The following is a 20791-nucleotide window of genomic DNA, read 5'->3' as shown; positions in this document are numbered from 1 at the left end:
CTTCTTAGACTATCCTGCCCTTTAACTTAATTAAGTAAAGCTGCCACAAATGGCAGCTCTTTCTCTAATACTCTTTGGTTTTGAAAGATTTTTTATACTTTGGAACTGCTTATGATTACTCTTAAGGCTAAAAGACCACTGATATACTGGATTTTTTTCATCTGAATTAATTAGATTGACTTCTTCTTAACAAACCTCTGAATAGTGTTAAATGAGAAAACGGGTCAACCTCATCTTCACTCGGACTATACATCTCTTTATCATGATAAGGTAGTGTGATTTTTCGCCAATTTATATTATTCTCTGGATCTCCTGGCAAACATGAGATGAACAAATCATAACCTTCACCATCACTTGTTAAAGCACCAAGCCTTCCTTCACCATATTGAATAGCCTTGTCAATTATATCTCTCAATTCTATAAGTGCTGCTTTGTTTCCAACTATTATTGCATCATCATGCCAACATTTTTGTCCAAAAATATGTAAAGTAGGAAACTCTATATAACCCCCCTTTTTTTCTGCGATCACTTTTAAGAACTTAGGAATAAGAGTTTCATGAGACATGTCAGTTATAAAAACATCCAGCTCTGATTGACATTGTCCAAAAATTTCTTCAAATTGCTGAATAAAAGGTGTCACTTCCACAAATAAAATAAGAGCATCCTTAATGAAATATGTACGCACCATCGTATCTTGTTTTTCATAACAAGCAAATGTCACAGTTGGAGACAATTCCTCGTACTCAACTCTTCTAATTTTAAATTGTTTTCTCTTCCCCATGTTAGAGGGTATAGAAATGCTAGTGTCTATACCAACGAATAATGTTGTATGATCCATAAATCTCACCCCTTCATTTTTAAAAAATTCACTAAATTTCCTCTTGATAAATTTCCAACTTTATAGGAACTAGTCCTAAAGGTATATTAAACTCCTTAAGACTTTCAATATGTTTAAAGAAATCATCAATACCTTCAAAATCCATAGACCACTCTTCTACCTTTAACTTCTTTAATTCCTTTGTTGGTTTAAATAGAAATTCACAGTGCAGTTGTTCCAAATGAGAATATTCACCTTCTCGATATACACTAAATTGACGTACAAAATCGAAATGAAATAATTTCTCTCCAGTAAAATTATAAACACCACATTGAAATAATATTTCTGTCTCTTCTTCGCCCTCAACTAACTCTTTTGAAAAAGCTTTAAAAGCTTCCCAGACATTTTTTATATCAACGGTACCTTCGCCAATCTTATTTTTTAGGTAACTTTCGGCATTCATAACCGTAATCATAGAATCCCCTCCTCTTTACGATCGACCTAAAAAATTATTTAATAATGGCATACTTTATTTTTACGTAATTGATTAACAGAAGTAATTAACTGGCTTTATTTTCCCTATTAAAATCACCATTAACAGTTGATTCACCCTGTATTACAGCGTTCTCAATAAATAATTCTGTAAGATCCTTTATATCTTTCTTCACTTCATTCTCATCTCCCAGATTAAGTAGCTAAAAAAGTGAATCCCCATTAGAGTTTGTTAAATTGGTTCTTACCTATAAAATAAGTAATTAAAAAGTGAACTAGCCCAATAGTAAATAACAATATTATAAATATAGGAACCAATATAAATAGAGGTAATACGCTATATTGAATGACCCATAAGACTAATAAAAAGAGGATAATAATACCTAAGTATATGGTAGTTCTAATGTTTCTAACGAAAGTAGTGTAGACATTATTGAACTGAAAAATAAAACTCCACCAGTTAGAAAAAGGACGCTCCTAATCATGTCTAACAGAGGAATATATTCTAGGTCATGTATCGGCAAATTAGCTAAACAAATCGTGAAAGAGAAAAATAATGATAAAAGCAGCCAACTCCAGAAAAAGTACTTTCTCACACGGCACCTCTAACTCAAAAATGATCTTTAATAAAATATATTAATAACCAATGCAGATGTACATGGAAATATTTTGTATTGTTCATACTCGTGTTTTTATTGTTGAAGATATTAATAAAGGAATTAAAATTGCTACTTAACATGAAAAAGCACTTTCCTTTATTCAAGATAAGCGCTTAATTGCTGAAAATCACTATTTTCTTCTAAAACTAACTTTCCTACTTTGGTTAAAGTGTAATTTTTTACAATCTTATATTAAAGTAACTCAATTTATCCTAGCTTCTTGTTTAGTATTGTTTTTAAAGTAAAGCCAATTAACAACCCAGGAATAACACAAAGCATTGGTAACCATACTGGCCCAATAATATTCCAAAAAGTCTCACATGTGCTGAATACATAATTCCAACTGTCACAAGGAATGCTGAACTAACAAAGGGAGGAAACGAGTAAGGATTTTTCCCCCCACCTGCTTCTTTAAATGCATCCCACATGGCAAAGAAGTATAAACAGGGATAAAACATAAGCCATTGATAATTTGTTTGAGAAACTGTCCCTTCTATATTTCCAATAAAACTCAAACGGATAATTTCATTAAAGTTTGCCATTACGTTTATCCCAATTTCTAATCCAATAAATAAAATGCTTTAAGAAGCCGACCATTTAATATTTAAGAAAAGCCAGTTAAGGCAATACTCCACAAAATACTTTCAATTATTTTATCTTTATATTTCATCTCACTTTATATCATTTGTTTTTTGCCAAGTCTTCATGGTCTGTTGCTAGAGGGGGCTGTTCCATCCATCCATTGTCTATTATATATTCATACCGTCCTCAGCTAGTAATCCAATTTCTGCAATCATTTTTGCAAAATCAACTGATAAATCCTTTCTTTGACACATTGACATTGCCTCACCATAATAACCAATGGCAGAAGAAAGTAAGGTAGATATATGAAACATCATAAGCTTATCAGAGAAAGGGGAAATTATTGAATCTGTAACCTCTGTTTCAAATGTTCTAGGGATGTGTAAATTCTCTTCAATTAACATTGAACTTAGCATTTTAAAGTGTTTGTTGCATAGATCCCTAGACCTTTCCATAAATTTTCTAACCTCTTTAGATTTAGCTACTTGACTGAACCCTAATTCTAGGACAGTTTTTGTCAGTGTTTTCTGCAAGTTAAGATAAATACCGCTAATTTCTACTGCACTTATAGGTCTACGTTTACCTAACCAGCCTTTTATAAAATCTTGTTTCTTTATAAACTCAACATTCTGATGATTGTTTAAACTAGGTGGTTTGCTAATAATTCCTTTCTCCGTAAGAACTTTAGTCGCCATATCATGTAATTCCAACGTTTCTGAAATAACACCTTTAAAGTATTTCCTCTGATCCTCTCGAACAACATTACCTATTGCACCTGCATATCTAGTCAGACCATGAACAGCCATGATATGAAGGTAAACAATAATATACGTGTCAGTAAATAAAGGAGGTGCTTCTACAGTAACATCTTCATCTGTAAATCCCTTAGGTGTTGGGTAACCCTCTTTTGCTAAAAAAACTTCAACTTTCTGAAGGTGTCTTTCAGTTAGTTCAAGGGCATATTGTAACACCTGAATAATATCTTTATCCTTAACATGATTAAGAAAATAGAGAAACATACAACGGGCTAAGCTGTCATTTATATATTGTGTCCACAGGTTTGCAAGTTCGGATGCACTTATCTTGTCTTTATGGTCGCTGGTTTCCATTTCTATACCTCCTGTAATTTGTCTAAAATAGTTAATCCGAATGTACCTTTTTTGTTATCAAATATATCAGCAGATTCTTTTAAAAAAAGTAATTAAGGAAAGCCTTTATTCCCTATTGCACTATCTTGCGCAACATCTAGTCTTCCGCTCATTAACTTTAAAGCATTTTCTGATCAACCAGTTTCAATAGTACCTTTAATATTTTGAACAAACTCTTCTTTGAAAAACCAACGATAAAACAATCTTGATGAATAATTTGTTAGACCTATAGTTATAAAACTCCAATACCACTTCCATTTTATATATTTAATAAGATTCGTGTACCGTTCTACAAGAACCTCCCCAAATGTAAGTATTCCTGAATGAAAAATGATATAGAAAAATTTCATTAATTTATTCTTATTTTCAGGATAATTCATATTAAAAATTGCACACATAGAAGGATAAATAAAGTATTCAAACGAAAAACTTGATTTGTTGGCTTTACTAAAAAACCTAACTGGATATTTAATAAGTCCCTTTTCAACCACAAGTAAACCAAACACCCACGTGACAATCTGCTTATATAAAAACGCCAAAATCCCATGCCTTATCTTATCTTTAGGAATAAATCGAAATAGTAGCCCAATAGTCGCTAACCAAAATAACTTTAAGATAACCCTGTCTTTGAAGGCGTGTTGTGATTTACGCATAATAACAATTCCCTTCCAGTCTTTGTACATATATATCAAAAGGAATTTGTTCCTTTAACTGAGTTTTTTAATTAATTTCTTCAAGCACCCTGTCATTGACACAACCTTAAAGCCAAACCAATTCCTTTGCGTTTTTACATTCTCATTCTTTTGTAGTCGATCAAGTAGTCTTGTTACAGAAGAATTATGCCAACAACCTAACTCGCTTAATTCGTATGGTAAATTCACTTCATAAGCAAATAAAAGAAATAAGAGAAACTGGTAGTAGGTGTCACATTATATTTTCTTCCTTTTTCAGTCCACTTATTTCCCGATATACAACGCTCTAATTATTAACTGTATTTGTTGTTTAACCAATAAATTCAAAACATATCACCCTCACTTGTATTTGCAATTACTAATACAAGTGTTATTTTCTTCAATAATTTTCTCCATATTCATTACCTCCAAATAAGTGAAAATTCCTTTTAAAACAAATGGAGTAGTTCAAAAAAACAAAACATCTTCTCTTTATTGAACAAGGCGCTTCGTTCGAAAATCACTATTTATTTTAAACAGCGTAGCTGAATAAGAACATCTTATAAGGAGCTTTTTATACCTCTCAGTGAAGGATTCTGTTATATTTCACAGCAAGGTAATAAATAATGAAGATTTCACTTACTTGTGGGTTTGCTCTAATTGAGTTAGAGGGTGTCTTTGTTGATCAAGATTTTTGTTCATGAAATATATAAAAAGCTTACCAACAATTTAGAAGGTAAGAGAATAATTAATCATTTATTATTTGCTAAATTATTTACTATGTATTTTGTTTGAATTGTAGAATATACGACACCTAACAAAGTCAATATGATTCCACTTACTAAAGAAGCTTTCTTCTGATTTTTAAGAGAATATAGTGTAAAAAAGATAATGTGTTCCTGTGTAAATTATCATAGCAGGTATTAAGAATATAGACTTCATCTCACGCCCTCGCCTTATCAATAATATTCCAAATCCATCAGGTTCTATCCATTTATTCGTAGTTACTTAAAAATCCCTCTCCCACTTTTTGAAGACCTTTTTTCATAAATATTATAAATTTTGGAAATACTACTTACTATAATCATTTTTGGTTGGAGGTTCTTATGAATTATAAAAAGGTAGCTTCTTTATGTATGTTAATTCTCCCTTGGGTAAGTGTGCCTCTTTTAGGTAAAAAATCCTTTGTCCGTTATTTACCTCCTGCGACCTTTGCGAGCTTATCTATGATTATTCTTAGCCTAATTGCAAATAGGAATAATTGGTGGAAAAATAGGAACCCATTATTTCCAAAAACCCCCATAGATTTCACATATATTTTAGGAGCTCATTTTGTGACGACACTATGGGTATTCACACTAACATTTGGGTCATTTCCTTTATATTTAATAACAAACATAATTCTAGATTGTATTAACGCTTTCCCTTTTGCAGGCTTATGGAAAAGACTTGGCTTTTTTAAATTTAAAAGAATGAGCCCCTCCATTTATTGGCTTATTACAGTACTTTTAGCAATCTTCCTATATTTTTATCAGCACACCCTAGAAAAAGTTGTTTTTAACACAAATTCTTCAAAATATTAGTCCCTATATTAATAAGTTGTAAGGATATATTTCACATTTCCTTACTTTTTTTATAATTTCTACTTCGCTTTTTATGAGAAATCGACAGTATGAATGGTCTTCAAATTTTTTTAATCTCCTCTACATACCTTGTATTAGGGGGGTGTTTTAAAATAAAAGCAAGAAGCATTTTTGCATGTATCGGTATCTCTTTAGTGACTTATGCCCTATTGGATTTTAACGATGAAACTCAAGTCTTTCACAATGTAATTTGTTCTTTTTTAGGTCTTATAACATTGGGTTTGAGCCACAGATTTCTAAAATAGACAGAGTTAATTGCTAATCATTTATGACGCATTTTAGGTCTACTACGTAATAAAAGAGTAACTCTACACTATAACCTTTAACATGAAAAAGCACTCATCTGTTCAAGTAACGGGTTCGGTTTCCGAATACAAAAACTAAATTAGCAAACTAATAAGCAGTCCTATTCGCTACTGAATAAGACTGCTTATTTTTATTGATATATATGGGGTTTAATTAAATGGAAGGTAACTAGGCCCAGAATTCCGAACCACTTTTAACATGGTGACATAAGTATTTGTCAGCTTAAAAATTCGCAAGCTCATTGCTATTCCAAATGGTGTGCTAAAAGTGATTTTAACTACCAGGGGGGATGATGGTCAGAGAGGCGGATAAATAAAGCAGATTATCCTTAATTGAGTAACCAATAGTTTATAAGCGGAGTTTTTCCGGTTAGAATGAAGAATGGAAATCAGTTTGGAGATATAAGCGGAATTTTTCCGGTTAAGCAATGTAAAATGGTCCATTTTCGTCTTTTTCGATTAAATAGGCGGAATCTTTCCGTCTATTTAATCTATTTTTCATGTTATTTTCTCAATAAGGGGAATTTCTCGGCTTATTGAGGTAGTTTATTTCCTGGCGGTTCTTGAAGTCTTATAAATTGCTTAATCGGGTACTAATCATGTATAAAAAATGCTTGGAGCATCTCCAAGCATTTTTCTTTGCTGATTTACTTGTTATAATGCTTTTTAATCATAGTGCGAATTACTATACGAAAACAATGTTAATTTGTATTTTGTACTTCAAAACAGAACCTGTTACTGTTCAAGATAAGTGCTTTAAATTGTTGAAGATCATTATTAAACTAAAGCGCTTTGTTTTGAAGATTGTACTTGAACTAAACAACCCTTTAGCTGAATAAAACCATTTATTTCTTACATTTAGGAATTCAGTCCCCCACAATATGGCCTTGTAGTAAAATTCGTTACCTTCGTAATCCTCTCCAGATACTGCAACATTATTTCCTAATTAAAGAGGTCCATTAACAACTCATAGAAAAAAATAGTCTAATTTAAATTCAATCGATGGTCGTATTAAACATACTTTTATGATGTTAATCTAATTGGTAATACCTATAATTGAATGAATACGTCATATAAGTGAACACAAAAGGAGGAAAAAAATGATTATGTTTTTACGTGATATTTATTTACTAATAAATTAATATCATAGATGCGATGATACTAACCGAAAAAAATATATTAAAAATGAGATATTGATTTTAAGCAGAGTAATTAAACAATAAGACTTTTCTTCATTTGCTTCATAAACGTATAAATGAATTCCAAACACACAAGATAAAGATAAATGATGAGTTATGTGATTGGAGTGCATATTTTATGAATAAATTTTTTATGTTTTCTTCATTAGTTCTTCCTTGGTTAACCTTATTTTTTACAAATTCAATAAATAGAAAAAAGTATATGCCAGTAACTATCTTCACTTCACTATTAATGACAATTATTTTTCAAATAGCTTATACATATAAATGGTGGACAATTCAAGAACAAATTGTTCCCTGGGGCTATATGATTGATGTTAGTTTTGCATATGGTATATTTACTGTTGGAACTTTTTGGATCTTTAGTTGCACTTCACACAATTTCATTTTGTACGTAATTGTTAATTTTATAGCTGATTCATTCATGGCATATATTGCACTCCCATTATTAGGCGTACTAGGTATAGCGAAATACGAGAATATCTCTCCTACGCAATATTTATTTGTAATGTTTGCGCTGTCTTTTATTATTTATGGTTACCATCAGTGGCAAAAGAAAATTTTTGTGGATAATTAGCTTTTGTCCATTTTAATCAATATGTGTTTATAATACTAAAGCAAGAGCAAGCAATTGATGTTCTCTTGAGTACATAATGATCTTTAATCTTCAAAAATTACTTCGTCACAAATCATCTTTACTTTCCTTTGACACTATTTTCTTTTCAGTAGGCAATGGTTTTTACTTGACTGGATTTAAGTTGTCACCTTTCATTCATTTTTACGCGAATTGCGCATTAACTACATATCTCTTTCTTACTCCAATGCACAACAGGCCATAATGCTTCAAATTGAATATCAATACACTTATCCCTAAACCTCTAATCTTACCCCGAGCTGCATCTGTTTATATAAAAAACAATGGTGTTTCCAGCTTCTTCAGTCTATGAGATCTGTTCTTAAGGGTAATTTAATCTATTCTTACTTTTAAACAATCCTTGAGATGCGTTATCAGCTCATGTTTCATTGAGTGTCAATGGGTTCATCTCTTACTTCGACCTCTAGAATTGAATTGCAAAATTTAAATTATATTGTTTTAATTTGCTCTACCATTGTCCCATTGGTCCTGATGAATTACTCTTAACTATAATAAAAAAACTGGGACAGTTAACCTGTCCCACTCTACGAAACGTTTGTTGCCATTGATTATATTAACCTCTAAGATGAACATAGAGCAGGAGGAGAAAATATGGATAATAGTAAAGTTGGTAACTTAATTTACAATTTACGGAAGGAAAAAGGATTAACACAGAAACAGTTAGCTGATTCAATGAACATTTCTGATCGAACAATTTCAAAATGGGAGCGTGGATATCGTTGTCCAGATGTTACTCTTTTACCTAGTTTGTCTTCAATCTTAGGGGTAAATATTGAAAATATTTTAGAAGGTGAATTAGCATCGAATGATTTTGTAGGAGGAAATATGAAAAGATCGAATTATTTTGTATGTCCCTCATGTCATAATATTGTATTAGCAACTGGGGATATAGACATTTCTTGCTGCGGGAGAAAGGTAGAACGATTAGTAGCAAAAAAAGCAACAGACGAAGAAAAATTATCAATAACCGAAATTGATTCTGAGTTGTTTATCTCAAGTGACCATCCAATGACAAAAGATCATTATATTTCATTTATTGCCCTTGCTACTGGGGATTCAGTACAGATTATGAAACAATATCCTGAATGGGGCTTACAAACACGTCTTCCACAACATAAACATGGGAAATTGCTATGGTTTGATACACAATTTGGGTTATATTATCAACTAATCTAAATAAGTATTTTCAATTATTCTGTCTCAGTTTTTTATCTCATTTTTGACATGGGATATTTACGGAAATCCACACGGCCAACGACTTTTCTTTTTATACTTGTTTTTGTTACATGTCTCAAATGAAGTTTTTAAAAAATACAGTCGTTGGTCAAGCATTTGAAGTATTCTTGGTTAAGAAAGACCTTGCATCGTACATTCGTATTTCATTTAAATACTTCACACCAGAATGTGTAATTCATTAAAGACACATCTGTTTTGAACTTGTGTATACTTTTTAAAGTGGTTAATGTTTTTACTACTTCTCTTAAAGTTTCCTCACATGTTTGATCCTTGGAATCTTGAATTTGTTTCCTTGCAAATAAAAGTAAATGCTTTGTTTCGATTCTATGTATTTTTCTGATATTCGTATAAATAGTTAAAAAGATAAGGAAATTCTCAATTCTCCTTAAAGCTAGTTGTTTATTAGGGTAATTGATTGAATCAAATAAAAGTATGTATTGATTAGATAATGATTGATAACGTGTAGAATCTTTAGTAATAATAAAAAGGTCATTTTGTTGGATATCCATTTAGTCCTCCCATCTTTATATTGATAATAAGATCACTGCAAGGTTTATTGAAAAAAGTACATCTAAAACAAATATTTTAAATATTACTTTAATCGATACCTTTGATTTATACAACACTTTTTTGGGAGAATTTGATCGTTGTTTTTTCATTATAGAATTATTTAGTTTGTGCTCTTATCTATTCATTTTCTAACTTATATTTCTATTTTTCTATCTAACCCCCTACTATATCCTTTTCCCCGAGGCACCAAAAGTGATTCCACCAATTCCATTTTCTCCTATAGAATATGATTTGATAGAATTAAAAAAAGTCAATTCGGTCACCTCATATAATGACCAAATTGACTTATTTTTTTTATACGAATTCTTACTCTTTAGTTTGATATATCAACCACACTAGTCTTAACTTCGTTTGAAGAATTGTTTTCTTGCTTTCTCCAGAACCATGTAAGAACTATTCCCAGTGATAGTATCACAGTAGCAAAGTAGTATGGATAGTTAATATCTATATCAAATAATATTCCCCCCAGAATTGGACCACTAATGTTCGCTAGACTTGTAAACGTGGAGTTCATTCCACCAACGAAACCTTGTTCGTCCCCTGCGATATTTGAAAGGTAGGAAGTCACTGCAGGTCTGAATAAATCGAATCCTACAAAAACAATAAATGTAACAAGTAAAATAGAAAAATACGAAGAAACAACAGTCATTAAAAAGACAAGTAATCCCGATAATAGTAAACTATAACGAATCAGTTTAATTTCTCCCCAAACTCGTGTAAGCCGGTCAAACAATACGACTTGTGAAATAGCACCAAAAATGGCCCCACCGGTAATAACAATCGCTATATCAGATGGTGTAAATTGAAACTTATGGTCTACAAATAAACTAAAGAACGATTCAAAAGCTGCTAAACCAAATGAGGCAATAAAAATTAAAATAAAAGCGAAAAAATATTTTGGCTCAATCATACGACTGAACCCATTTTTTCCACTTTCGGTATGTTCATTTGTTTTTATCGCACGATGTGGCTCAGATATAAATATAATCGTTAGTATTCCAGCGATTGTACCTAGTGCACCAGCAAAGAAGAATGGTATTCGTGTACCGAATTCCGCTAAAAATCCACCGATACCAGGTCCAATAATAAACCCTGTGCTAATCGCAGCCGACATATAGCCTAGTGCTTTTGGGCGAGTTTCCAAGTTTGTCATATCAGCAATGAAGGCTGTAACCCCTGGCATAATGAATGCTGCACTTATTCCACCTAAAATTCGAGAAATAAATAACACTTCTATTTCTTTTCCAAGTCCAAATAATAACTCTGATAAGCCGAAAATAAATAAGCCAAGTACAATCATAATTTTTCTTCCAAATTTATCTACTGCTTTCCCAGCAAATGGTGAAACAATCAACTGCGCAATTGCGAAAGCAGCTGTTAGATAGCCAACTGTCTTTCCATTTATCCCTAATTCATTCATTAGTGTAGGTAAAACGGGAATAACAAGACCAATCCCCATAAAGGCTATAAATAAATTCAATAATAATAGCCCTAACGTAATTTTATTATTCTTCATTTCGTATTTTCTCCTTCACGTTGACCTAAAATCAAACGTATTCACTTGATTTCATTACTGTTTATATCCTAATCTATATAGTAACTATATAGTCAAGGGTGATGATTAGAAAGTGAATAAAAAAAATCCGAAATATTTAACGACAGGTGCATTCGCAAAGCTTTGCAAAGTAAATAAACAAACACTCTTTTACTACGATCAAATTGGCCTTCTCTCTCCGGTATTTAAAAATGAAAAAGGCTATCGTTTTTATTCAATGAATCAAATTGAATTATTCTTTGTTATTGATTTATTAAAAGAGCTCGGCATGTCGCTAAATGATATTCAACAATATACGCAAAATAAATCTCCTGAAAGCTTTTTGACTTTAATGTATCAAAAAAGAGAAGAGATTGTGAAAAAACGACAGGAAATTGAAAGGAAGGAAAAACTAATTGAAACAAAAATCTCATTAATGGAAGAGGCCTCACAACTTGATTTTCAACAAATTACACTTGAACATTTCCCAGAAGCAACACTTTATTTAAGCAGAAAAATGAAAAATAATACGGATGAGGAATTTGTAGAGGTTATTTCTGATTTTATTGATGAATTAAACGAGTTAAAGCTTGATACGGGATATCCTATAGGTGTTATAACAAATCGGGAGCAAGTCTTAAAAGGAGAATTCTCAAAGTATAGCTATTTATACATTGAACAACCACAACCTAAGGAAGGATATTCATACTTCCAGGCTGTGAAGGGTTATTTTCTCGTTGGCTATCATATTGGAGATGAACTAACCATACATAATACCTACAAAAGGCTTTTTTCAGAAATGGAGCGTTTGGAATTAACATTAGGAGATTATGTATTTGAAGAGTATATTTATGACACAGTTGTAAAGAACCAAAAGGAACATTACGTTACAAAAATTATGATGCAGGTGGATGAGCGCTTTCCTGTTCCTGAACTGCACCCCGATTGTTGAATAAAAAAGGATAGTAGGGTTCCTCCAACTATCCTTTAATTTGTATTAGAATCATCCTAGCAAAGATATTCAACTTCTAGGAAGGATGTAATATTCTTTGTAGAAATCTCTTTGTTCTTTCTTCTTTTGGAGCTTTGAGCACTTCATCTGGCGTTCCTTGCTCAACTATGTAGCCGCCGTCCATGAATAACACTTTATCCGAAACTTCACTTGCAAATTGGATCTCATGTGTTACGATCATCATCGTCCAGTTTTCCTTTGCTAAGTCTTTCATAACACTTAACACTTCACCTATTAATTCTGGATCGAGTGCAGATGTTGGCTCATCAAATAGCATTAGTTCAGGCTTAAGGGCTAGCGCTCTTGCAATTCCTACCCGTTGCTGTTGTCCCCCAGATAATTGATGCGGATAAAAATTCAGCTTATCTTCTAACCCGACCTTTTCTAAAAGAACCATTGCTTCTTCTATGACCTCAGGCTTTTTCCGTTTTTGAACAATTAATGGACCCTCCATTACATTTTCAAGTGCCGTTTTGTGTGGAAAAAGGTTATATGATTGAAAGACCATTCCTGATTTTCTACTAAGCTTGACCATATCCTTTTTATCTAATTTTTGTCCAAAATCGAGTGTTAGACCATCATCAAAAGTATATTTTCCTTTATCAGGTAGCTCGAGTCCATTAAAACATCGAAGTAATGTTGTTTTACCTGACCCAGAAGGTCCGATAATGGATACCACTTCTCCTTTTTGCACATCGACATCAACATTTTTTAATACATGGTTATCGCCAAATGATTTTGCCAAACCCTTTATCGATAAAAACATGACACTCCCTCCTTTCTATCTAGCGACATATCGATCAAGACGCTTTTCAATCACAACTTGAACTAAAGATAAGATAAAACAGATCACCCAATAGATAAGGGCAGCTTCTACATATAAAAGTAAAAAGTCATATGTTCTAGCAGCGATTTCTTGAGCTTTTCGAAATAATTCTGCCACTAATACTAAGGATGCTAAAGAGGTGTCCTTGACTAAACTTATGAATGAATTTGATAATGGCGGAACTGAAACTCTTGCTGCCTGAGGAAGAATAATTCTCCTAAGAGCAGTCCATCTTGACATACCAATTGTATGAGCAGCCTCCCATTGACCTTTTGGGATTGAAAGAATAGAAGCACGAATAATTTCGGAACCATATGCACCAACGTTTAAGATAAAAGCAATAACAGCACTTATAAAAGGATCAAGATTTACTCCAATGTTTGGTAGTCCATAAAAAATGATAAATAATTGCACGAGTAAGGGTGTGCCTCTAATGGCTGACACAAAAATAATTGAAGGAAGTTGTATAATACGTGTTTTGGATAAGCGCATCATTGCCAAAATCAAGGCTAAAATTAATCCACCTACAAATGAAATGAGTGTAAGCGGAATGGTATACTGTATCGCTCCCGAAAGCATCGGGAGAAGAGAGTTGGAAAATAACTCCCATCCTCCCATCTCTGCTGTTATGGTATTATTTTGTAGAAACATCTTCACCAAACCATTCTTGGGAAATTTTCGTTAATGTTCCATCTTCTTTCATTGCAGCTAGCTGTTCATTAACAGCCTCAACTAATTCTTCATTTCCTTTATTAAATGTAAAAGCCATCTCTGATACATCGTCAGATTCAGCAACAATTTTTACATCTTTATCATTTTGATTTTTCATATAATCAAGGACGGCCAATTTATCATTTACTGTTACATCGGCTCTTCCTTGCTTAATTAGTTGGATAGATTGCGCAAGACCTTCAACCCCAACAAGCTCTGCTCCGTTTTCTTCAGCAATCGCACCATAGTTACTTGTTAACGATTGAGCAGATTTTTTCCCTTCTAAGTCTTCAAATGAAGTAATATCATCTGTTTCGGTAGGTGTAACAATAACGGAAGATGAATATGTGTATGGTGTTGAAAAATCATAGTTTGCTAAACGATCTTCATTGATCCCAACTTGGTTCGCGATAAGATCAAAACGTTTCGAATTTAATCCGGCAAACATAGAATCCCACTGTGTTTCCATAAATTCAACTTCTGCTCCCATACGTTTTGCAACTTCTTTTATGACTTCAACATCATAACCAGTTAGTTCTCCTTCTTCATTATGGAAAGTAAATGGCGCATATGTACCTTCTGTTCCAACAGTTAGTTTTTCTATTTTCGCGTTACCTTGTTCTTGTTCTGTTGCATTTTCATTACTTTCTTCTTGATTTGCACCACAAGCGGCAATCATCAAAACGAATAGTGACATCATTACACTTAATGCTAATTTCTTCATAGGAAACCCTCCTAATAATCTATATTTTCTTTTCAATTGCTATTTAACACATATTCTTCCCATTAACTCATCCTACCAACATATAAAGAGAAATTATTTCTTGTCCTAAGTAATTATTTACAATGCCACACCATTATGCTCAAATCAACTAATAAGAATCGTATTTCCTTAAGTTTAAATATTTTGATTTTTCTTGAGACAGGGGGACAGGTTCGTTGTCCCGTCGGGACACGGAACCTGTCCCCCTGTCTTTCATTCATTCACAGCCATGCGACCAAGTGGCCCGTTTTCATCGATTAGATCTTGAATGTCATATACCGAAATCGGAAACATTGGAAAGCCGTACACATATGGAGTGATTTCATATAATTGAAAATAAATGACAAGAGCTTTATCAGCTATATAAAAGTCTTGATTAGGCTGAATCTTAGTGAATTCGTTCAGCAGAGGAAGATCGCGTTGTTTGATTTGCAACTTGATGATATCTGAGAGCCTTTTGACATAATCTACACCTGGTTTGAATAAGTCTTTGAGCTCGCACTTTTTCCCTTTCTTCAGATCAAAGGTTAATGATTTTAAAAAAGTCATACCATGAGCAGCGTGGAAGTGATAGGTATAATTAGAAAGTAATAAACTCAATACTTGGCGTTGATTATTTTTTATTTCATAAGACCCTAGCATCTCTTCTACTGTTGTTGGCATATGTCCAACTTGCTTGTTAATAAGCTGTTGTGTTTCAACCACAATCACGTGATTAATATACCGCTGAAGCTGTTGATTTGTCATATTGGTCACTTTTGGATAATAAACGGTTTGCTTTGTTCCTTTACTAATTGTTAATGTTTTAATATCAACTGGGAACGTATAATGCATTTGGATATCCACCTTTTTTAACTCCATTGTATGCAAGATGCCTAGGTGTTGTTATGGGTTCTTTTTTACTCTCAAAGTTATGTCTTTGGCGAACAAGTTCTACCAATTGTAAAATAATACCTCAATTAGTAAATATAAATTCGTGGTAAAATGAGGTAAGATATGACGAAGGATGAGAGTAATGATGAGAATGGCAGAAGATATAAACTTCCCAAATGAAATTTACTATTCTTTATTTAAAAATAATCAAGATGCATGTTACGGAATGGATCTTATGGGTAATTTTATTCTTTATAATGATGCATTTTTAGAACTATCAGGTTACATAAATGAGGATTTGGTTGGAAAATCCTTTAAAGAATTTGTTAGAGAACCTGATCTTGCCACTACAGAGAACCATTTTATAGCCGCTCTAAATGGGAAAAGAACAAGGTTTGAAACATCTATAAACCATAAAAATGGACAAGTGGTTCATTTACAAGTTACGAATATTCCAATCATACATGATGGTAATGTAAAAGGTCTTGTCTGTAGTGCAAAGGATATGACCGATGAAAAGAGAACGAGGAAACTATTAGACGGCCAAAATACAATTTTAGAAATGATCGCAAAAGGCCACAATTTAAATGAAGTGTTATCCTCCCTTGTGCTGTTAATGGAAGATGTACTAGATGGTGGTCTTTGTTCAATATTATTAATGGATCATTCACTTGGAATCCTTAGAAAAGGAACGGCGGTTAATTTGCCAAGCGAATATAATGATTATATTAATCTTGGTGTGACAGTTGGTCCGACTAGTGGATCTTGTGGAAAAGCTGCCTTTACCCAGCTTCCTGTTGTAGTTGAAGATATTGAGAAAGATAGTCTTTGGAACGAGCATAGAGAAATTGCATTGAAGCATAACCTAAGAGCATGCTGGTCATATCCGGTATTAGATAATCAGTCTAGGACTTTAGGAACATTTGCTGTTTATTATCCTGAAGCGAGGAAACCAAATCAAATCGATATGATGGTCATTGAAAAGGCCACTTATTTAACAAGCTTAGCCCTTCAACATTATGAATCAGAAAAGAAGATTAATTTTATGGCATATCATGATGAATTAACATCTCTTCCGAATCGTCGACTATTTGATATCAAAGCCTCTCAGGCTCTCGGGAACAATAAAGAGAACCTAGCCTTTTTATTTATTGACTTGGATCGATTTAAAGTAATAAATGACACTTTAGGTCATAATATTGGGGACCTTTTGTTAAGGGAAGTCGCCCAACGAATAACATCATGTATCCGTCGGAATGATACAGCAGCGCGGCAAGGAGGAGATGAATTTATTATTCTCCTTGACAATATAATGAAAAATGAAGTCACAAAAATATCAAATCGTATTCTTCATACATTATCCGCCCCCTTTTATATACAAGGAAAAGAAATATTTGTTACTCCAAGTATAGGAATTAGTATGTATCCAGAAGATGGTCGTAATGAAGGTGAGTTACTTAGAAAATCTGATGTTGCTATGTACCAAGCCAAAAAAGATGGAAGAAATACATTTAGATTTTATGATTTAAATATGGATAAGGAACAAGTAGAACAGCTCAAGATCGAAAATGAATTACGAAAAGCACTTTACCGAAATGAGTTATCTCTTTCTTTTCAACCAATTATTGATACAAAGTCTACTAAAGTGGTTGCTGTTGAAGCATTGCTCCGTTGGCAACATCATTTAATGGGGAACATTCCACCAGGCAAATTTATACCAATCGCTGAAGAAAATGGTCTTATCATTCCGATTGGCCAATGGGTTATTGAAAATGCATGTCGTCACTTAAGCGTTTTAGACTTAAAGGGATATAGCCATATAAGTATTTCTATTAACCTTTCCATTCGTCAGTTCTATCAGCCTAATCTTGTCGCAATGGTCGCTAGCATTATAAAAGAAACGGAAGTAAACCCAGCGAGATTAAATTTCGAAATTACTGAGAGTATGACAGCTGACGTTCACCTTACCTCCAATACACTTAATGAGTTAAAAGCTTTAGGCGTATCTATTTCAATTGATGATTTTGGAACTGGTTATAGTTCCCTTAGTTATTTGAGATCATTTCCTATCAATACTCTAAAAATTGATCGCTCTTTTATAAAAAATATTCCACAAAATAAAGAGGATCAAGATATTGCAACAATGATTATCTACATGGCACATAAACTTGGCCTAAAAGTTATTGGAGAAGGTGTCGAAACCTCTGAACAAACAGAATTTCTACTTAAAAATGGATGTGACATGATGCAAGGTTATTACTTCAGCCCTCCTCTTACTGAAGAACAACTTTTCTTCTATTTGGATGAAAACTAGATCGGACGAGGGGACAGGTCCGTTGTCTCTTTGAGACACGGTACCTGTCCCCATTTGCTTTCATACAGCTTTTCAAAAATCTCAATACATTGAAAAAAAGCCTTATCATAGGTTTCATCATTTTTAACAGTCCACGAGGTTGCTAATACGGTGTGACAATACCCCCAAAGCAGAAGCCTTTTTTTATTTAAATTTAGTTCCTTAGTGAAAATGTCTACTCTTTTTTCGATAACTTCATACATTCTTTGATCTGGAAGCTTGTTTAATAAAAATTGAATGAGATCATATTCGATTTCACCGATTAACCCCTTTGGATCAATGGCTACCCATTCTCTCTCTTGACAAGCAAGTATATTATAATGATGAAAATCACCATGAAGGAGAAAATGTTGTTTTGCAGTTGCATTCAGGTATGTAAATATCCTCAATGCTTTTTCTAAAGTTTGCTGAGAAATTGGACCAATTCCCTTTTTATGGTTATTAACAATTTCTCGAAGATTTTCTTCCCTGTCTTTAGTTGTACCAATCCTTGAGTGAACAGGTGAAGGGAAAATTAAATTTTTTAATACAGCAGCAGCTATTCTACAAGACTCCTCATCATCTTCTACTTCTGCTAATGTAAATCCTGGTGATAGTTTTTCTAGCAGAATTATTCCGTGTTCTTTGTCACAGTCAATCAGCTGGACCATTTTTTTCTTTTCCATTCCAAACAATTGAAGTGCTTCTAGCTCACTAAAATAACCCTCTTCAGGAATACATATTTTCACGACTACCTCTGACTCTTTCGTTATTGCGGGAGCAACATAATTAATTGACAAAGGATAGGGATCTTTTATCTTTATGGACCACCTTTGTTCGCAATAATTAATTACTTTTGGCAAATTTTTTAGCCATGCTTCACCTTGCTCTTTAAAATATTTCTTTACTGTTTGAACAAAGTGCTTTTGTAGATTCATATAAATATCCCCCTTATAAGGAAGTAAAGCTAAACAAAAATAATAGACTCCTATGCCAATAAAAAGGAGTCTATATAAATTTATTAGGTGTTTTTTTATTCAGTAACCGCTGTTTGGAATGATTTTATTTCTGTTCCTAAATCTAATGTTAAATTCAACATCCCATTCCCTTGATAACGTCGACTATAACTTAAAGAAAGAGTTCTTTTTATCAGTTGAGCGTATATTTCAGCCTCTGTTAGAGGACGGTCAAACTCTTTTTCACATTGTTCAATGATAAGCGCAACAGCTCCGGAAACATGTGGGGTCGCCATTGAAGTTCCTGATAAGACGGCAAATTCGTTATTAAGATAGGTTGATAGAATTTCTTCACCAGGTGCAACGAGATCAATCGCTCTATTTGTATTACTAAAATCTGAAATTTCCTTTTGCAAATTCACTGAACCTACTTGTACAACTTCTGGATATGCTCCTGGGTAGGCAAACTCATCAGTCTCATAGCTTCCATCCCCTTCATTGCCGGCAGCACAAACAACAAGAATTTCTTGGTTGATTGCCTCCTGAACTGCTTTATGAAGTTCATGATCATCCTCTCTCCCACCTAATGACATGCTGATGACTCTTACACGCTCACCATTAGGTCCACGCCATTTTGTCGCATAACGAATGCCGTCTGTCACCCATTTTGTTTCTCCATAGCCTTGGCCTGAGAGCACCTTCAAAACAAGGAGCTTTGCTTTAGGTGCAACACCAACTACACCTCGATCGTTTTCTTCCGCACAAATCGTTCCACATACATGAGTACCATGGCCATTATAATCTTTTATGCTTTTAGGGTCTCCTTCATCATCTGTTGTAAAATTATAAGCATCAATAATTTGATTTTGAAGCTCGAAATGACTGGAATCACACCCTGTATCAAGAACAGCTATTACATTTCCATGACCAAAATAACCTTGCTCCCAAGCAGTAGGAGCACCAATTAATTCAATACCCGGTGGAATAATTTTTGTATCTTTTAATACAGTTTGTATGGTGAAAGGAATTAATCCAACTTTACTCATTGTGATTCCTCCTTTTTATAAATGTGACACCATTCCACACTTCCTTATATTCCTAAGGAAACATCTGTTTCTATTTATTTTTTCCGTACCTTTTGTTATGATTTGTATTATAATTTAGTTGTAAGCACTGTTTATTGACGTCTTCCTTATAGGAGGCGTCTTTTCTTTTTTGATTTCTTTTTTAAGTCATTTAAATTTTTCAACCCTAGTGTGATGGAAGAGAAAAGTGTGGCAGCAGCAACTAACAATTTGAGAAGCAGCTCTAACCACTCCAACACGATTACCACCTCCTTTTTACAAAAATAGCCCTACACAGTTACAAGATGACTGGTAAGGCTTGTATTTCGAAACGGAAGAAACTCCCCCTTGGAAAATTAGGATAAATATGGAATGGATGTCAATTGTAATTGTATCATGACCAAGCTTATCGAGCATTAATATTATGAATTTTCATACAATTATACTGCATATTGGTCAGGCCCACCCTTACTTAGTACCTACAATTTTTAAAAAGAGATGAGAAAATGTAACGAGTTCGGTTTGTTATTGATAAACTTTAAAATGCAAAGCTTATAGCATTGATTAATAATGTGCGATTTTAAGATCTTCAGCATTAATATATTTTTTAGTGAAATGTGATAACTACATATGGAAAAAGGAATGTGTTTGCTATTAAACAGATAGGCAATAACCGATATTAAAATATCAATAATTTTCCACTTGCGTATCTTTTTTGAAGTAAAAAGTGTGACATGCATTCG

The 20791-nt window shown here is 33.2% G+C and carries 19 protein-coding genes and 1 pseudogene; 6 read left to right on the top strand and 14 right to left on the bottom strand.

Annotated elements, in window-relative coordinates; all coding sequences use genetic code 11:
- Positions 1–166: 166 nt before the first annotated feature.
- From ACEWK1_RS02615 to ACEWK1_RS02595, 5 genes and pseudogenes are all read right to left on the bottom strand, one after another.
- Positions 167–838: a hypothetical protein gene (locus ACEWK1_RS02615; protein WP_416635637.1), complete on the bottom strand. Its 672-nt coding sequence runs from the start codon at positions 836–838 to the stop codon at positions 167–169.
- Between the two features lie 31 nt (positions 839–869).
- Positions 870–1292 (bottom strand): hypothetical protein, encoded by a 423-nt coding sequence (locus ACEWK1_RS02610; protein ID WP_416635635.1) that lies wholly within the window; start codon positions 1290–1292, stop codon positions 870–872.
- 883 nt (positions 1293–2175) lie between these two features.
- A pseudogene (locus tag ACEWK1_RS02605) lies at positions 2176–2675 on the bottom strand (hypothetical protein).
- A 42-nt stretch (positions 2676–2717) separates the two neighbouring features.
- A complete protein-coding gene (locus ACEWK1_RS02600) occupies positions 2718–3659 on the bottom strand; it encodes a DUF3231 family protein (protein WP_416635633.1) in 942 nt (313 codons plus the stop codon).
- 173 nt (positions 3660–3832) lie between these two features.
- Entirely contained in the window at positions 3833–4351 is a 519-nt protein-coding gene (locus ACEWK1_RS02595) for a CBO0543 family protein (RefSeq protein ID WP_416635631.1), read from the bottom strand.
- 1124 nt (positions 4352–5475) lie between these two features.
- Here ACEWK1_RS02595 and ACEWK1_RS02590 point away from each other — a divergent pair.
- The 4 genes from ACEWK1_RS02590 to ACEWK1_RS02575 all read left to right on the top strand — a co-directional run bounded on the left by ACEWK1_RS02590 (position 5476) and on the right by ACEWK1_RS02575 (position 9347).
- Positions 5476–5952 (top strand): hypothetical protein, encoded by a 477-nt coding sequence (locus tag ACEWK1_RS02590; RefSeq protein ID WP_212138748.1) that lies wholly within the window; start codon positions 5476–5478, stop codon positions 5950–5952.
- A gap of 964 nt (positions 5953–6916) precedes the next feature.
- Positions 6917–7156, top strand: a complete 240-nt coding sequence (locus tag ACEWK1_RS02585; protein ID WP_416635629.1) for a hypothetical protein — start codon at positions 6917–6919, stop codon at positions 7154–7156.
- A 478-nt stretch (positions 7157–7634) separates the two neighbouring features.
- Complete coding sequence (locus ACEWK1_RS02580) at positions 7635–8093, top strand: hypothetical protein (RefSeq protein ID WP_416635627.1); 459 nt, start codon at positions 7635–7637, stop codon at positions 8091–8093.
- Between the two features lie 669 nt (positions 8094–8762).
- Positions 8763–9347, top strand: a complete 585-nt coding sequence (locus tag ACEWK1_RS02575) for a helix-turn-helix domain-containing protein (protein WP_416635625.1) — start codon at positions 8763–8765, stop codon at positions 9345–9347.
- 203 nt (positions 9348–9550) lie between these two features.
- Here ACEWK1_RS02575 and ACEWK1_RS02570 read toward each other — a convergent pair whose 3' ends face one another.
- On the bottom strand, positions 9551–9916 hold the full coding sequence (locus ACEWK1_RS02570; RefSeq protein WP_121661972.1) for a hypothetical protein: 366 nt from the start codon (positions 9914–9916) through the stop codon (positions 9551–9553).
- Between the two features lie 374 nt (positions 9917–10290).
- Positions 10291–11493: a multidrug efflux MFS transporter NorA gene (gene norA, locus ACEWK1_RS02565; RefSeq protein WP_416635622.1), complete on the bottom strand. Its 1203-nt coding sequence runs from the start codon at positions 11491–11493 to the stop codon at positions 10291–10293.
- A gap of 112 nt (positions 11494–11605) precedes the next feature.
- Between norA and ACEWK1_RS02560 the strand changes: the two genes are divergently transcribed.
- Positions 11606–12463: a MerR family transcriptional regulator gene (locus ACEWK1_RS02560; RefSeq protein WP_416635620.1), complete on the top strand. Its 858-nt coding sequence runs from the start codon at positions 11606–11608 to the stop codon at positions 12461–12463.
- A 76-nt stretch (positions 12464–12539) separates the two neighbouring features.
- Here the strand turns inward: ACEWK1_RS02560 and ACEWK1_RS02555 are convergent, their stop codons facing one another.
- From ACEWK1_RS02555 to ACEWK1_RS02540, 4 genes are all read right to left on the bottom strand, one after another.
- The gene (locus ACEWK1_RS02555) at positions 12540–13289 is read right to left on the bottom strand and encodes an amino acid ABC transporter ATP-binding protein (RefSeq protein WP_251405380.1); all 750 of its coding nucleotides are present in this window, start codon (positions 13287–13289) and stop codon (positions 12540–12542) included.
- 15 nt (positions 13290–13304) lie between these two features.
- Positions 13305–14000 carry an amino acid ABC transporter permease gene (locus ACEWK1_RS02550; RefSeq protein ID WP_212138204.1) on the bottom strand — a complete coding sequence of 232 codons (696 nt, stop codon included), beginning with the start codon at positions 13998–14000 and terminating at the stop codon, positions 13305–13307.
- On the bottom strand, positions 13984–14784 hold the full coding sequence (locus ACEWK1_RS02545; protein ID WP_251394460.1) for an amino acid ABC transporter substrate-binding protein: 801 nt from the start codon (positions 14782–14784) through the stop codon (positions 13984–13986). The genes ACEWK1_RS02550 and ACEWK1_RS02545 overlap by 17 nt, the downstream gene beginning before the upstream one ends.
- Before the next feature lie 252 nt (positions 14785–15036).
- Entirely contained in the window at positions 15037–15657 is a 621-nt protein-coding gene (locus ACEWK1_RS02540) for a DUF3298 domain-containing protein (RefSeq protein ID WP_416635653.1), read from the bottom strand.
- A 181-nt stretch (positions 15658–15838) separates the two neighbouring features.
- Between ACEWK1_RS02540 and ACEWK1_RS02535 the strand changes: the two genes are divergently transcribed.
- Positions 15839–18010, top strand: a complete 2172-nt coding sequence (locus ACEWK1_RS02535) for an EAL domain-containing protein (protein WP_416635617.1) — start codon at positions 15839–15841, stop codon at positions 18008–18010.
- Here the strand turns inward: ACEWK1_RS02535 and ACEWK1_RS02530 are convergent.
- The 3 genes from ACEWK1_RS02530 to ACEWK1_RS02520 all read right to left on the bottom strand — a co-directional run bounded on the left by ACEWK1_RS02530 (position 18007) and on the right by ACEWK1_RS02520 (position 20308).
- A complete protein-coding gene (locus ACEWK1_RS02530) occupies positions 18007–18966 on the bottom strand; it encodes an aminoglycoside phosphotransferase family protein (RefSeq protein ID WP_416635615.1) in 960 nt (319 codons plus the stop codon). The two genes, ACEWK1_RS02535 and ACEWK1_RS02530, sit on opposite strands and share 4 nt — an antisense overlap.
- Before the next feature lie 95 nt (positions 18967–19061).
- Positions 19062–20030 carry a S8 family peptidase gene (locus tag ACEWK1_RS02525; protein ID WP_416635613.1) on the bottom strand — a complete coding sequence of 323 codons (969 nt, stop codon included), beginning with the start codon at positions 20028–20030 and terminating at the stop codon, positions 19062–19064.
- A 146-nt stretch (positions 20031–20176) separates the two neighbouring features.
- Positions 20177–20308 (bottom strand): hypothetical protein, encoded by a 132-nt coding sequence (locus ACEWK1_RS02520; protein WP_257536002.1) that lies wholly within the window; start codon positions 20306–20308, stop codon positions 20177–20179.
- Positions 20309–20791: the final 483 nt, after the last annotated feature.

This window comes from Metabacillus sp. YM-086 (assembly GCF_048059995.1).
GTDB lineage: Bacteria > Bacillota > Bacilli > Bacillales > Bacillaceae > Metabacillus > Metabacillus litoralis_B.
Note: the sequence above shows the minus strand (reverse complement) of the source record. Positions and strands in the feature narration are given on the sequence as shown.

What these genes read in the sequence shown, in the direction of transcription:
- ACEWK1_RS02615 (WP_416635637.1), bottom strand. Translation starts at nt 838, where the DNA reads ATGGATCATACAACATTATTCGTTGGTATAGACACTAGCATTTCTATA.
- ACEWK1_RS02610 (WP_416635635.1), bottom strand. Translation starts at nt 1,292, where the DNA reads ATGATTACGGTTATGAATGCCGAAAGTTACCTAAAAAATAAGATTGGC.
- ACEWK1_RS02600 (WP_416635633.1), bottom strand. Translation starts at nt 3,659, where the DNA reads ATGGAAACCAGCGACCATAAAGACAAGATAAGTGCATCCGAACTTGCA.
- ACEWK1_RS02595 (WP_416635631.1), bottom strand. Translation starts at nt 4,351, where the DNA reads ATGCGTAAATCACAACACGCCTTCAAAGACAGGGTTATCTTAAAGTTA.
- ACEWK1_RS02590 (WP_212138748.1), top strand. Translation starts at nt 5,476, where the DNA reads ATGAATTATAAAAAGGTAGCTTCTTTATGTATGTTAATTCTCCCTTGG.
- ACEWK1_RS02585 (WP_416635629.1), top strand. Translation starts at nt 6,917, where the DNA reads ATGTATAAAAAATGCTTGGAGCATCTCCAAGCATTTTTCTTTGCTGAT.
- ACEWK1_RS02580 (WP_416635627.1), top strand. Translation starts at nt 7,635, where the DNA reads ATGAATAAATTTTTTATGTTTTCTTCATTAGTTCTTCCTTGGTTAACC.
- ACEWK1_RS02575 (WP_416635625.1), top strand. Translation starts at nt 8,763, where the DNA reads ATGGATAATAGTAAAGTTGGTAACTTAATTTACAATTTACGGAAGGAA.
- ACEWK1_RS02570 (WP_121661972.1), bottom strand. Translation starts at nt 9,916, where the DNA reads ATGGATATCCAACAAAATGACCTTTTTATTATTACTAAAGATTCTACA.
- norA (WP_416635622.1), bottom strand. Translation starts at nt 11,493, where the DNA reads ATGAAGAATAATAAAATTACGTTAGGGCTATTATTATTGAATTTATTT.
- ACEWK1_RS02555 (WP_251405380.1), bottom strand. Translation starts at nt 13,289, where the DNA reads ATGTTTTTATCGATAAAGGGTTTGGCAAAATCATTTGGCGATAACCAT.
- ACEWK1_RS02550 (WP_212138204.1), bottom strand. Translation starts at nt 14,000, where the DNA reads ATGTTTCTACAAAATAATACCATAACAGCAGAGATGGGAGGATGGGAG.
- ACEWK1_RS02545 (WP_251394460.1), bottom strand. Translation starts at nt 14,784, where the DNA reads ATGAAGAAATTAGCATTAAGTGTAATGATGTCACTATTCGTTTTGATG.
- ACEWK1_RS02540 (WP_416635653.1), bottom strand. Translation starts at nt 15,657, where the DNA reads ATGCATTATACGTTCCCAGTTGATATTAAAACATTAACAATTAGTAAA.
- ACEWK1_RS02535 (WP_416635617.1), top strand. Translation starts at nt 15,839, where the DNA reads ATGATGAGAATGGCAGAAGATATAAACTTCCCAAATGAAATTTACTAT.
- ACEWK1_RS02530 (WP_416635615.1), bottom strand. Translation starts at nt 18,966, where the DNA reads ATGAATCTACAAAAGCACTTTGTTCAAACAGTAAAGAAATATTTTAAA.
- ACEWK1_RS02525 (WP_416635613.1), bottom strand. Translation starts at nt 20,030, where the DNA reads ATGAGTAAAGTTGGATTAATTCCTTTCACCATACAAACTGTATTAAAA.